The sequence below is a fragment of the Chromobacterium sp. CCUG 76385 genome (genome assembly GCF_059916625.1).
Window position 1 is genome coordinate 16,241 of sequence record NZ_JAUCGU010000006.1, and the last position, 12,981, is coordinate 29,221.

Sequence of the window (12,981 nt, forward strand, 5' to 3'; positions counted from 1 at the left end):
GCGGGCAAAAATCCATTCAAACGGCCTGCGCCACCACTTTGGCCGGCACCGCGCCGATCGAGCCGGCGCCCATCGTCACCACCACGTCGCCGTCCTGCGCCGCATCCAGAATGGCCTGCGGCAGGTCGGCGATGGCTTCGACGAACAGCGGCTCCACCTTGCCGCCCACGCGCACCGCGCGCGCCAGGGCCCGGCCGTCGGCGGCCACAATCGGCGCTTCGCCGGCGGCGTACACCTCGGACAGCAGCAGCGCGTCGACGCCGGACAGCACTTTCACGAAGTCTTCGAACAAATCGCGGGTGCGGGTGTAGCGATGCGGCTGGAAGGCCAGCAGCAGCCGGCGGCCCGGGAAGGCGCCGCGCACCGCCGCCAGCGTGGCGGCCATCTCCACCGGGTGGTGGCCGTAGTCGTCGATCAGCGTGAAGCTGCCGCCGTCCTTGGCCTGCACCTCGCCATAGCGCTGGAAACGGCGGCCCACGCCGGCAAACTCGGCCAATCCCTGCTGAATGGCTTCGATGCCGGCGCCGCACTCCAGGCCGATGGCGATCGCCGACAGCGCGTTCAACACGTTGTGGCGGCCCGGGAAATTCAATACCACCGGGAAGCGGGTGATAGTGCCGTTCTTCACCACCACGTCGAAATGCATCTGGCCGGCGACCGCGCGCACGTTCTCGGCATAGATGTCGGCCGAATCATCCAGCCCGTAGGTGGTTACCGGCTTGGTGATGCGGTCCTTGATCTCGCGCACGTTCGGATCGTCCACGCACAGCACCGCGCGGCCGTAGAACGGCATGCGCTGCAGGAAATCGACGAAGGCCTGCTTCAGCTTGTCGAAGCTGTGGCCATAGGTGTCCATGTGGTCGGCGTCGATATTGGTCACCACCGCCATCACCGGGGACAGGTGCAGGAAGGACGCGTCCGACTCGTCGGCTTCCGCCACCAGGAACTCGCCGGAACCGAGCTTGGCATTGGTGCCGGCGGCGGTCAGCTTGCCGCCGATGACGAAGGTCGGGTCCAGGCCGGCCGCGCCCAGCACCGACGCGGTCAGGCTGGTGGTGGTGGTCTTACCGTGGGTGCCGGCGATGGCGATGCCCTGCTTGAAGCGCATCAGCTCGGCCAGCATCATCGCGCGCGGGATCACCGGGATGCGCTTGTCGCGCGCCGCCAGCACCTCCGGGTTGTCCGCCTTCACCGCGGTGGAGGTCACCACCACGTCGGCGCCTTGGATATAGGTGGCGTCGTGGCCGAAGAATACGCGCACGCCCTCCGCCGCCAGCCGCTTGGTGGTGGCGCCGTCGGCCATGTCGGAGCCGGACACGGTATAGCCCAGGCCGTGCAGCACCTCGGCGATGCCGCACATGCCGACGCCGCCGATGCCGACGAAATGTATATGTTTGACCCTGTGTTTCATGTCTGTATGTCTCTACTGGGACGCTTCTGCGGCGTCCGGTCTATCCCCGGCCAACTGCTGGCACAGCGCGGCCACCCGGCCGGCCGCGCCGGAACGGGCCAGCGCGCGCGCTCTCTCGGCCTTTTCCAGCAATTGGTCTCTGTCCAGCTGCGCCAACAGGCTGGCAAGCTTGTCGGCATTCAATTCTGTTTGCGGCAAATGCCAGGCCGCGCCCGCTTGGGCCATCCACTCGGCGTTGTCGCGCTGATGGCTGGTGGTGGACACCACCAGCGGCACCAGCACGCTGGGCACGCCGGCGGCGCACAGCTCGCTGACCGTGATGGCGCCGGCGCGGCAGATCACCAGATCGCACTCGGCCAACCGCTTGGGCATGTCGTCGACAAAGGGCAGCAACTCCACTTGCTCGCGCAGGCCTGCGGCCTGATAGGCCGCCTCGACGGCGGCGAAATTCGCCTCTCCGGTTTGATGCGTCAGCTGCGGCCGCTGCTCCGCCGGCAGCGTGGCCATCGCCTGCGGCAGGGTTTCATTCAACACCTTGGCGCCCAGGCTGCCGCCCACCACCAGCACCTTCAACGGGCCGCTGCGGCCGGCGAAGCGCTCGGCCGGCGCCGCGATGGCCTCGATCTCGCGCCGCACCGGATTGCCGGTGACCAGCGCCTTGGCGTCGCGCGCCGCGCTGCCGTCGAAACCGCACACCAGCTTTTTGGCAAACGGCAGCAGAGCCCGATTGCTGAGCAGCAGGCTGGCGTCGGCATTGACCAGCACCAGCGGCTTCCACAGCAAGCCAGTCATCACCCCGCCGGGCAGGCAGACATAACCGCCCATGCCCAGCACCACGTCCGGGCGGTGCCGGAAGATCAGCGCGCCGCTCTTGAAAAACGCGCCCACCAGCTGCAAGGCGCCTTTCAGCGAGCCCAATAAACCTTTGCCGCGCACGCCATGGAAATTCAGCCGCTCAAGCGGGATACCGGTCGGCGGCACCAGCTTGTTTTCCATGCCGCGGCGCGTGCCCAGCCATACCACTTTCCAGCCGCGCTGTTGCAGTTCCTTGGCCACGGCGATGCCGGGGACGATGTGTCCGCCCGTGCCTGCCGCCATCACCATGACCGTTCGATTTGCCATTTACCTTCTTCTTCCGTAAGGCGGAAGCCCAAAGGGCGTTCCGCCATTCATTTCAAAATTGCGCCGCTTGTCGGCGGAACGCCCGGCTCTGCCGGGCTTCCGCCCTACACCTTGTAGCCCCGCATGATGCGTCGCTTTTAGCTTCGCCCTTCGGGCTCGCAGAAACCGAAGGAGGCGGCGCCAATGCGCCTGGAAAGGCTTACCGCCTTTCCTGATGCGGGGCTAAACCTTATAGCCCCGCATAATCCTTCGGTTTTCGTAATCCACCCGCAACAGCACCGCCATCGCGATCAAATTCATCAACATCGCCGAACCGCCGAATGACATCAGCGGCAGCGTCAAACCCTTGGTCGGCAACAGGCCCATGTTCACACCGATATTGAAAAACACCTGGATGCCCAACCAGATGCCCATGCCCTGCGCCACCAGCGCCTGGTAGTAGCGCTCCAGCTTTTTCGACTCCACGCCGATGTGAAAAGCGCGGCGCACGATCCAGGCATACAGGCCGATCAGCACGCAGATGCCGGCGAAGCCGAACTCCTCGGCGATCACCGCCAGGATGAAGTCGGTGTGCGCCTCCGGCAGATAGAACAGTTTCTCGATGCTGCCGCCCAGCCCCACGCCGAACCATTCGCCGCGGCCGATGGCGATCAGCGAGTGAGACAGCTGGTAGCCCTTGCCATACGGGTCGTCCCACGGGTCCATGAAGCCCAGCACCCGCTTCAAACGGTACGGCGACGACACGATCAGCAGCACGATGGCCACGATGGCCATGGCCGCCAGGCCGCTGAAGATGCGCATATTGATGCCGCCAAGAAACAGCAGGCCCATGGCGATGGACATCACCACCATCAAGGCGCCGAAGTCCGGCTCGCGCAGCAGCAGGAAGGCCACCACCACCATGGCGGCGAACATAGGCGCGAAACCCTCCTTGAGGCTGTGCATCAGGTGGGTCTTGCGCACCGTGTAATCGGCCGCGTACAACACGGTGGCGAACTTCATCACTTCCGATGGCTGCAGGTTCAGCACAAACAGATTGATCCAGCGCCGCGAACCATTGACCACCTTGCCGATGCCGGGGATCAATACCAACACCAGCATCACCAGGCCGATCAGGAAAATCTTTCCCGAATACTTCTGCCAGAACGCCGTCGGCACCTGGAACGCGGCGTAGGCCACAGACAGCCCGATCACCATGAACACGATGTGGCGGATCAGGTAGAAGTAACGGTTCTGCGTCGCCGCGTCGGCCTCCGCATACGCGATGGACGCCGAATACACCATCACCAGGCTGATCGACAACAGCAGCGCCAGCGCCCAGGCCAGCGCCTCGTCGAGCGGGGTGATCGCCGTGTAGCGGCGCGCCGGGTTGCGGATCATGGCCGTTCCGCCTTCACCGCCGCCACAGTGTCGATGAACACCTGGGCGCGGTGCGCGTAGTTTTTGAACATGTCCAGGCTGGCGCAAGCCGGCGACAGCAGCACCGCATCGCCCGGCTGCGCCAAGTCAGCCGCGCGGCGCGTCGCCGCCTCCAGCGTATCGAAGCGCTCCAGCGCGATGCCGCTGCCGGCCAGCGCCGCCTCGATCTTGCCGGCGTCGCGGCCGATCAGCAGCACGGCGCGCGCGATGCGCTGGCAGGCCGGCTTCAGCGGCGCGAAGTCCTGGCCCTTGCCGTCGCCGCCGGCGATCAGCACCACCGGCCGCGTCATGCCGGACAGCGCCGCCTCGGTCGCGCCGACATTGGTGCCCTTGGAATCATCGATAAACGCGACGCCGCCGAATTCGTCTACCAACTCGACGCGATGGGCGAGCCCGCGGAAGGTTTTCAGCCCATCCAGCAGCTTGTAGAGCGGCAGGCCTATGCCCTGGCACAGCGCCAACGCGGCCTGCGCGTTGGCGGCATTGTGCAGTCCTTGCAGCTGCATGTCGGCGCAGTCGAATACTTTTTCGCCGGCAACGCTGAGCCAATGGCGGCCGCCTTCATGCAGCAGGGCGTAATCGGCGTCGCCCGCGCGCGAAAACCACTTCACCGGGCGCCCCGGGCGCGCCATGGCGCGCACCAGCGCGTCGTCGCGGTTCAGCACCTGCAAGCCCTGGCCGTGGAACACCTGGGTCTTGGCATGGGCGTAGTCCAGCAAATCGTGGTAGCGGTCGAGGTGGTCCTCGGAAATGTTCAGCACGGTGGCGGCGTCGGCTTGCAGGCTCCGGGTCGATTCAAGTTGGAAGCTGGACAGTTCCAGCACCCACACATCCGGACGCTTGCCGCTCTGCTCGCGCGCGAGCAAAGCCTCCAGCACCGCCAGGCCGATATTGCCGGCGACGACGGTATCCAGCCCTGCCGTCTTGCACAGGTGGCCGACCAGGCTGGTAACCGTGGTCTTGCCGTTGGAGCCGGTGATGGCGATCACCTTGCTGCCATCGCCCTGAATCGCCCGCGCCAGGATCTCGATATCGCCGACGACCTCGCCGCCGTTGCGGCGGAAGGCGGAGATGGCCGGATTGGCCAGCGGCACGCCGGGGCTGACCACCAGCAGGTCGGCGCCGGCGAAAGTGCACTCGTCGAATACGCCGCTGATCACCTCGGTGCCCGGCAGATGGCGCTCCAGCTCGGCCAGCCGCTCGGCGGACGGCTTGGCGTCCGCCACGCGCACGCGCGCGCCGTGGGCCGCCAGGTAGCGCGCGGCCGCCAGGCCCGAGCCTCCCAGTCCCACTACCGTCGCTTGTCGATTGGCGTAATCCATTCCCATATCCTCAGCGCAGCTTCAGCGTCGACAGGCCGATCAGCACCAGCATCATGGTGATGATCCAGAAGCGCACCACCACCTGCGTTTCCTTCCAGCCCTTCAATTCGTAGTGGTGATGCAGCGGGGCCATGCGGAACACGCGCTTGCCGGTCAGCTTGAACGAGCCGACCTGTATCATCACCGACAGCGCCTCCATCACGAACAGGCCGCCCATGATGAACAGCACCACTTCTTGGCGCACGATCACGGCCACGGTGCCCAAGGCGGCGCCCAGCGCCAGCGCGCCAACGTCGCCCATGAACACCTGGGCCGGATAGGCGTTGAACCACAAGAAGCCGAGGCAGGCGCCGCACATCGCCGCGCAGAACACCACGACCTCATGCGCGCCGGGAATGAAGGGCACGCCCAGATACTTGGAGAACACCGCGTGGCCGGCGACATAGGCGAAAATCGACAAGCCGGCCGCCACCAGCACGGTGGGCAGCGCCGCCAGGCCGTCCAGGCCGTCGGTCAGATTCACCGCGTTGGAGGTGCCGACAATCACCAGATAGGTCAGCACGCAGAAACCCACCGCGCCCAGCGGATAGGCGATGGTCTTGACGAAGGGCACGATGAACTCGGTGGACGCCGGCAGCTTGGCGGTGGCGATCAGGAACACGCCGGCGCCGATGGCGATGGCGGACTGCCACGCCATCTTGAACTTGGCGGACACGCCTTTCGGGTCCTTGTACACCACCTTGCACCAGTCGTCGTAAAAACCCAGCGCGCCGGTGCCCAGCATCACCGCCAGCAGCAGCCACACGTATTTGTTGGACAGGTCCGACCACAGCAGCGTGGTCAGGGTGATGGACAGCAGGATCAGCGACCCTCCCATGGTCGGCGTGCCGGCCTTGACCAGGTGCGACTGCGGGCCGTCGTTGCGCACCGCCTGGCCGACTTTCAGCTCGGTCAGTTTGCGGATCACCCACGGCCCCATCAGCAGGGAAATCGTCAACGAAGTCAGCGCCGCCATCACCGCGCGCAGCGTGATGTAGTTGAAGACATTGAAGGCCCGGATATGCGAGCCCAACAGATCAGCCAGCCAAAGCAGCACCTTATACTCCCTCTTTCTTTGCTTGCATCAGGTGTTCCACCACCCGTTCCATGCGCATGAAGCGCGAACCTTTGACCAGAACGGCGGTACCAGACGCCAGCTGGCTATCCAGGCACTCCAACAACTCGTCAATCGAATCAAATCCTTGCCCCGCGCCGCCAAACGCAGCCACGGCGCGGCCAGACATCTCGCCCAGCGCGAACAACTGCTCGATGCCGCGGGCGCGGGCGTGGGCGCCGACTTCGGCGTGCAGCTCGGGGCCGGCGTCGCCCAATTCGCCGATATCGCCCATCACGAAACAGCGCGGGCCAGGCAAGCCGGCCAGCACGTCGATGCCGGCCTTCATCGAGTCCGGATTGGCGTTGTAGCTGTCGTCGATCACGGTCAGGCCGCGCGGACTGCGCTTGATCTGCAGCCGGCCCTTGGCGCCGCCGAACGCGGCCAGGCCGCCGGCGATGGCTGCCAGCGGCACCTCCAGCGCCAAGGCCACAGCCGCCGCGGCCAGGGCGTTGCGCACGTTGTGCTCGCCCGGCGCCGGCAGCGCGATCTGGGTCTCGCCCGCGGGCGAAACCAATGTGAATCGGCTCTCCAGCGCGGAACACCGCGCATCGCGCGCCGTCACGTCGGCTGCGGCCGCCAGGCCGAAACTCAGCTGGCGATGGCCATCGGCGGCGCGGCGGAACAGCGCCAGATTGGCGTCGTCGGCGTTGACCACGGCCACGCCGTCGTCGGCCAGCCCTTCAAAAATTTCCGCCTTGGCGCGGGCCACCTCTTCGGTGGAGCCGAAATGGCCGAAGTGCGCGCGCATGGCGTTGTTGACCAGCGCCACCCGCGGCCGGGTCAGCCCGGTCAGATAGCGCAGCTCGCCGTGGTGATTCATGCCCATTTCGATCACGGCGTAACGGTGTTGCGGCTGCAGTTGCAGCAGGGTCAGCGGCAGGCCGATGTCGTTGTTGAAGTTGCCTGCGGTGGCCAGCACCGCGTCGTCGCCGGCATGGGCGCGCAGAATCGCGGCCAGCATTTCCTTGACCGTGGTCTTGCCGTTGGAGCCGGTGACGCCGATGCGGATGGCCGGCTGCGTCTCGCGCCAGCCGGCGGCCAGGCGGCCCAGCGCCAGGCGGGTGTCGTCTCCAGCCTGGATCAGGCTGGCGCCCGGCAGCTCGAAGCCGTCGCGCACCAGCGCGGCGGCGCCTTTGGCCGTCACTTCGGCGACGAAATCATGGGCGTCGAAGCGCTCGCCCTTCAGCGCGACGAACAGATCGCCCGGCTGCGCCTGGCGGCTGTCGGTGATCACGCGGCGCACCTCGCCATCGGCGCCGACAAGGCGGCCTTGGGCGAAACGGGCGGCTTGGCTCAGCGTCATCATGCTTGGGCTCCCCAGGCGGTCAGCGCCTCTTCCGCCACGCGGAAGTCGGAGAACGGCCGCTTGACGCCGGCGATGTCCTGGTATTCCTCATGGCCCTTGCCGGCCACCAGCACCACGTCGCCGACCTGGGCCTGCGCCACGGCCCAGTGGATGGCTGCCTCGCGGTCGGCTTCGACATGGGCCTTGCCTGCCGCCATGCCTGCCAGCACATCGCGGATGATGGTCTGCGGATCCTCGCTGCGCGGGTTGTCGCTGGTCAGCACCGCCACGTCGGCGTATTGCTCGGCGATGGCGCCCATCATCGGGCGCTTGCCCGGATCGCGGTCGCCGCCGCAACCGAACACGCAGAACAGCCTGCCGCCGGCCGGGCGGATCTCCGACAGCGTGGCCAGCGCCTTCTCCAGCGCGTCCGGCGTGTGCGCGTAATCGATCACCACCAGCGGCTCATGCGTGCCGCCTATGCTCTGCATGCGGCCGCGCGCCGGCTGGATGCGCGCCATCACGGCGGCCGCGTCCTGCAGGCTGACGCCGTTGACGCACAGCGTGGCCAGACAGGCCAGCAGATTGGCAGCGTTGAAACGGCCCACCAGGCCGGTGCGCACGTCCACCACGCCCCACGGCGTGGTTACGGTCAGCTGCAAGCCTTCCAACGTGGCGGCCAGCGCCAGCGGACGCACATCGCCCTGCTCCAGGCCATAGGTCAGCACTTGGGTTTGCTGCGGATCGATCTCGGCGGCCAGTTGGCGGCCGTAAGCGTCATCGGCATTGATCACCGCGTGCTTCAGGCCCTCCCAGAAGAACAGCTTCTTCTTGGAGGCGCCGTAAGCCTCCATCGAACCATGGTAGTCCAGGTGATCGCGCGTCAGATTGGTGAACACCGCGGTGGCGAATTCGACGCCGTTGACGCGGCACTGGTCCAGGCCATGGCTGGACACTTCCATGGTCACCACATGCGCGCCCTGGCGGCGGTATTCGGCCAGCTTCTGCTGCACCGTCACCGGGTCCGGCGTGGTGTGGGTGGTTTCGGTCAATTGGCCATAGAAGCCATTGCCTACGGTGCCGATCAGCGCGGCCTTCTGGCCCAGCAGCGAAAACGCCTGCGCCAGCCAGTGCGAAATGGAAGTCTTGCCGTTGGTGCCGGTGATGCCGACCACGGTCAGGTCGCGCGACGGCTGGCCCAGCACATGGGCCGCCACGATCCCGGCGCGCTCGCGCAGATTGGGCACGGCCAAGTTGGGCACCTGCCAGGCCGGGTTCCAGGCGAAACCGTCGGCGTCGTCCCACAGCACCGCGGCGGCGCCCTTCTCCAAGGCGGCGGCGATGAAATCGCGGCCGTCGGTATACTCGCCGCGGCAGGCGAGGAACACATCGCCCGGCAACACGCGGCGGCTGTCGGCCTCCACCCGCTTGATCGGGAGGCCCAGCTGTTGCAACAAGGCCGGATCCCAGTCCGGCAACTCAGTCAAACGGCTCTTCATGATCTTAGAAGTCCACCGGAACCGGCGTCGATTCCGGCAATAAAGTATTGTTGGATGGCTCGTCCGGCGCGATGTTCAATACCCGCAACGCGCCGCCCGCCACCTTGGAGAACACCGGCGCCGACACAGCGCCGCCGTAGTATTTGCCTGCTGACGGCTCGTCTATCATCACCGCCACGATCACCTTGGGCGCATGGCCCGGCGCGAATCCCATGAACAGCGCGCGGTGCTTGTTGGCCACATAGCTGCGGCCCTCCAGCTTGCGCGCGGTGCCGCTCTTGCCGCCTATGCTGTAGCCGATGATGCGGCCGCCGACGGCGCCGCCGCCGGGCTGGCTGTTGGCGATCAACAAGTCGCGCATCTCGTGGGCGATTTTCTCGCTGATCACTCGCTTGCCCGGCATCGGCGTCGCCGTCCGGTACAAGGAGATCGGCAACATCACGCCGTCGTTGGCGAAAATGGTGTAGGCGCGCGCCATCTGGATCAGGCTGACCGACACGCCGTAGCCGAAGGACATCGTCGCCTGTTCGATCGGCCGCCACTTGTGCCAGTCGCGCAGGCGGCCGGCGGCCTCGCCGGGGAAGCCGGTATTCGGCGCGCGGCCAAAGCCCAGCGCGTCGTAGTGCTTCCAGAACTCTTCCGGGCTATTCATCAGCGCCAGCTTGCTGGTGCCGACGTTGGACGATTTCTGGATGATGCCCAGGATGTCCAGGCTGGACTGCGGCGACACGTCGCGGATGGTGGCCGGGCCTATCGTGTAGCTATGGGTATCCAGCACCGTGTTGACCTTGGCCTTGCCATGCTCCAGCGCCAGCGAGATCGACAACGGCTTCATGGTGGAGCCCGGCTCGAACAGATCGATCACGCCGCGGTTGCGCATCATTTCCGGCGTCACCCCGGTGCGGTTATTCGGGTTGAACGACGGGTAATTGGCCAGCGCCAGCAGCTCGCCGGTCTTGGCATCCAGCACCACCACGCTGCCCGCCTTGGCCTTGTTCTCTTCGACCGCGGCCTTGATCTCGCGGTAAGCCAGATACTGGATGCGGTGATCCACCGCCAAGGCCAGCTTCTGGCCATCGCGCGGCGGCTCGATGGCGGCGATGTCTTCAATGATGTGGCCGCGCCTATCCTTCAGCACCACGCGGCGGCCGTCCTTGCCGGCCAGCATCTTCTCGCGGGCCAGCTCCACGCCTTCCTGGCCTTTGCCGTCCACCCCGGTGAAACCGATGATGTGCGACACCACTTCGCCGGCAGGATAGAAGCGGCGGTATTCCTGCTGCTTGGCAACGCCGGGAATGCCCAGCGCCATCACCTTGTCGGCCAGCTCCGGACTGATCTGGCGCTTGATGTAGACGAATTCTTTCTTGCGGTCGGACAGCTTGGCCGCCAGCTCTTCCGGCGACAACTCCAGCAAAGCCGCCAGCTCGCGCAGCTTGGCAGGCGGCACCGGCTCCATGTCGGCCGGACTGGCCCAGATGGTCTGAACCGGAGAGCTGATCGCCAGCGGTTCGCCATTGCGGTCCGTGATCACGCCGCGATTGGCCTCCAGGGTCATCGCGCGGCGAAAGCGCGCCTCGCCCTGGCCCTGCAGGAAGTCCTGCTGCGCCACCTGCAGATACATGGCGCGGCCGATCAGCGCCAGGAACAGCAGCGCCAGCACCAGCAGCACGCAACGCACGCGCGTGCTCGTCATGCGCAGGGCCGGACTCGCCGACACCGGACGCTGGCGGATGCTGTAGCTGGACCCGGCGCGCATCAGACGCCTCCTCCGGACGAAATCACCTGGATCTGGCGCGGATCCGGCGTGTGCATGCCCAGGCGCGTGGACGCGGCCTTCTCGATCACGGCGTGCGCCCCCCAGGTGCTCTGCTCCAGCTGCAACTGGCCGAACTCCACCTCAAGCTGCTGCGCCGACTTGGTTTCCTTCTGCAAGTCGCTGTACAGCTTGCGCGAGACGTGGGTGGACGTGACCACCGACCAGGCGGAAAACACGGCCATCGCCAGCAGCACACTGTTGAGCTTGTTCATGCGTCGCCCTCCCGCCATGGCGCGGCGGTGCGCTCGGCCACGCGCATGATGGCGCTGCGCGCGCGCGGGTTTTCCCGCACCTCCTCGTCGCCGGCGCGGATGGCCTTGCCGACCAGCGCGATCGGCGGCTTGGCCATATCGGCCGCGCGCACCATCGCCCACTGCGGCAGCTTTTCCTCGCTGCTGACGTCGCGCAGGTATTGCTTGACGATGCGGTCTTCCAGCGAATGGAAGCTGATGACCGCCAGCCGTCCGCCTTCGCCGAGCAGGCGCGCCGCCTGCGGCAGCACAGCCTTCAGCTCGTCCAGCTCGCGGTTCACAAAGATCCGGATCGCCTGGAAGGTGCGCGTAGCCGGGTCTTGACCCGGTTCGCGAGTACGGACGTTTTGCCCAACGAGCACAGCGAGCTCACGGGTCGTCGTGATGGGACTTTCGTCCCGTTGCGCAACAATGGCTGCTGCGATCTTGCGAGCAAACCGCTCTTCACCATAAGTCTTGATGACCTCTCTGATATCGGCCTCATCGGCCGTTGCCAACCACTCGGCGGCGGTCATGCCGCGCGTGGTGTCCATGCGCATGTCCAGCGGCGCGTCGAAACGGAAGCTGAAACCGCGGCTGCCGTCGTCGATTTGCGGCGAGGACACGCCCAGATCCATCAGCACGCCGTCGACGCGGCTCACGCCCAGGCGGGCCAGCTCGGCCGACAACGTCTCGAAACCGTTGTGGACAATGTTGAAACGGGCATCTTCCGCCGCGAGTTTTTCGGCGACGGCGATGGCTTGCGGGTCCTTGTCGAAAGCGATCAAGCGGCCGTTCGGGCCGAGCTTCGACAGGATCAGACGGCTGTGGCCTCCGCGGCCGAAGGTGCAGTCGACATATACCCCATCGTCGCGGATGGCGAGCGCGTCGACCGCCTCGGTCAGCAGTACCGTGCGGTGCACGAAGGTAGGGGTGGTCACAGCGTGAAATCTCCAAGGTGTTGGGCCAATTCGGCCTGATCGAGGGCCAGCGCGTCAGCAGTCTGGCTGTCCCACTCCTCGGCGTTCCACAGTTCGAAGCGATTGCCCATGCCTACCAGGGCAACGTCCTTGTCCAGCGCGGTCAGTTCGCGCAGGCGGGCCGGCAGCAGGATGCGGCCGGCGGCGTCCATTTCCAGCGTCTCGGCATGGCCGAGCACCAGTCGTTGATAGCGTTTCAGGGTGGGATTGCCGGTGGGCAGGGCCAACAGACGGGCCTCGACCGGGCGCCAATTGGGTTCGGGGTACAGCAGGAGGTGGTCCTGGGATTCGAGGGTAACGATGAGCTTGTGGCCGAAAGCGGACAGCAGCGTCTCACGGTGTTTGGCCGGAATAGCCAAACGCCCCTTGCTATCGAGAGACAAGATGCTGACGCCACCAATCATGATTTGAAGAATCCGCTGACCGAGAAAACGGAGCCGTCGCTCCGGAGGGCAATTGCCCCACTTTCACCCACTTTACCCCACTTTTCGCCACTATAAGAAAGAACCGCCCCACGGTCAACATCGGAATTCCCTAATTCGCCTTTTGAGACAATGACTTACGGGAGGGCATAAAAATGGAATGCGTGACAAATCAGGGACTTAAATTCACCTGTAAAAGTGGGACGTGAAGATTGCGGATCAAAAGAGATGCAACATGATGGAAACAATCAATGGCGGAAGTATTTGGCGCGGCGGCATCTTCAAGAAAAATAACAGAATTAACGGCGCAATTTTCATT

The 12,981-nt window shown here is 65.6% G+C and carries 11 protein-coding genes; all 11 read right to left on the minus strand.

Annotated elements, in window-relative coordinates; translation table 11 throughout:
- Nucleotides 1-16 precede the first annotated feature (16 nt).
- Nucleotides 17-1,411, minus strand: coding sequence for a UDP-N-acetylmuramate--L-alanine ligase (murC, locus tag QUG01_RS06175; protein ID WP_500829364.1), 1,395 nt, complete (start codon nucleotides 1,409-1,411; stop codon nucleotides 17-19).
- A 12-nt stretch (nucleotides 1,412-1,423) separates the two neighbouring features.
- Complete coding sequence (gene murG, locus QUG01_RS06180; RefSeq protein WP_500829365.1) at nucleotides 1,424-2,533, minus strand: undecaprenyldiphospho-muramoylpentapeptide beta-N-acetylglucosaminyltransferase; 1,110 nt, start codon at nucleotides 2,531-2,533, stop codon at nucleotides 1,424-1,426.
- Nucleotides 2,534-2,755: 222 nt separating this feature from the next.
- Nucleotides 2,756-3,913: a putative lipid II flippase FtsW gene (gene ftsW / locus QUG01_RS06185; protein ID WP_500829366.1), complete on the minus strand. Its 1,158-nt coding sequence runs from the start codon at nucleotides 3,911-3,913 to the stop codon at nucleotides 2,756-2,758.
- On the minus strand, nucleotides 3,910-5,274 hold the full coding sequence (gene murD / locus QUG01_RS06190; protein ID WP_500829367.1) for a UDP-N-acetylmuramoyl-L-alanine--D-glutamate ligase: 1,365 nt from the start codon (nucleotides 5,272-5,274) through the stop codon (nucleotides 3,910-3,912). Before murD ends, ftsW begins: the two co-directional genes overlap by 4 nt.
- Before the next feature lie 10 nt (nucleotides 5,275-5,284).
- Nucleotides 5,285-6,370, minus strand: coding sequence for a phospho-N-acetylmuramoyl-pentapeptide-transferase (gene mraY, locus QUG01_RS06195; RefSeq protein ID WP_500829368.1), 1,086 nt, complete (start codon nucleotides 6,368-6,370; stop codon nucleotides 5,285-5,287).
- 1 nt (nucleotide 6,371) lies between these two features.
- On the minus strand, nucleotides 6,372-7,736 hold the full coding sequence (locus tag QUG01_RS06200) for a UDP-N-acetylmuramoyl-tripeptide--D-alanyl-D-alanine ligase (RefSeq protein WP_500829369.1): 1,365 nt from the start codon (nucleotides 7,734-7,736) through the stop codon (nucleotides 6,372-6,374).
- Nucleotides 7,733-9,214: a UDP-N-acetylmuramoyl-L-alanyl-D-glutamate--2,6-diaminopimelate ligase gene (locus tag QUG01_RS06205; protein ID WP_500829370.1), complete on the minus strand. Its 1,482-nt coding sequence runs from the start codon at nucleotides 9,212-9,214 to the stop codon at nucleotides 7,733-7,735. Before QUG01_RS06205 ends, QUG01_RS06200 begins: the two co-directional genes overlap by 4 nt.
- A 4-nt stretch (nucleotides 9,215-9,218) precedes the next feature.
- Nucleotides 9,219-10,970 (minus strand): peptidoglycan D,D-transpeptidase FtsI family protein, encoded by a 1,752-nt coding sequence (locus tag QUG01_RS06210; RefSeq protein WP_500829371.1) that lies wholly within the window; start codon nucleotides 10,968-10,970, stop codon nucleotides 9,219-9,221.
- Nucleotides 10,970-11,242, minus strand: a complete 273-nt coding sequence (ftsL, locus tag QUG01_RS06215; RefSeq protein WP_106077949.1) for a cell division protein FtsL — start codon at nucleotides 11,240-11,242, stop codon at nucleotides 10,970-10,972. Before ftsL ends, QUG01_RS06210 begins: the two co-directional genes overlap by 1 nt.
- Entirely contained in the window at nucleotides 11,239-12,201 is a 963-nt protein-coding gene (gene rsmH, locus QUG01_RS06220; protein ID WP_500829372.1) for a 16S rRNA (cytosine(1402)-N(4))-methyltransferase RsmH, read from the minus strand. Before rsmH ends, ftsL begins: the two co-directional genes overlap by 4 nt.
- On the minus strand, nucleotides 12,198-12,644 hold the full coding sequence (mraZ, locus tag QUG01_RS06225; RefSeq protein ID WP_103321787.1) for a division/cell wall cluster transcriptional repressor MraZ: 447 nt from the start codon (nucleotides 12,642-12,644) through the stop codon (nucleotides 12,198-12,200). Before mraZ ends, rsmH begins: the two co-directional genes overlap by 4 nt.
- Nucleotides 12,645-12,981: the final 337 nt, after the last annotated feature.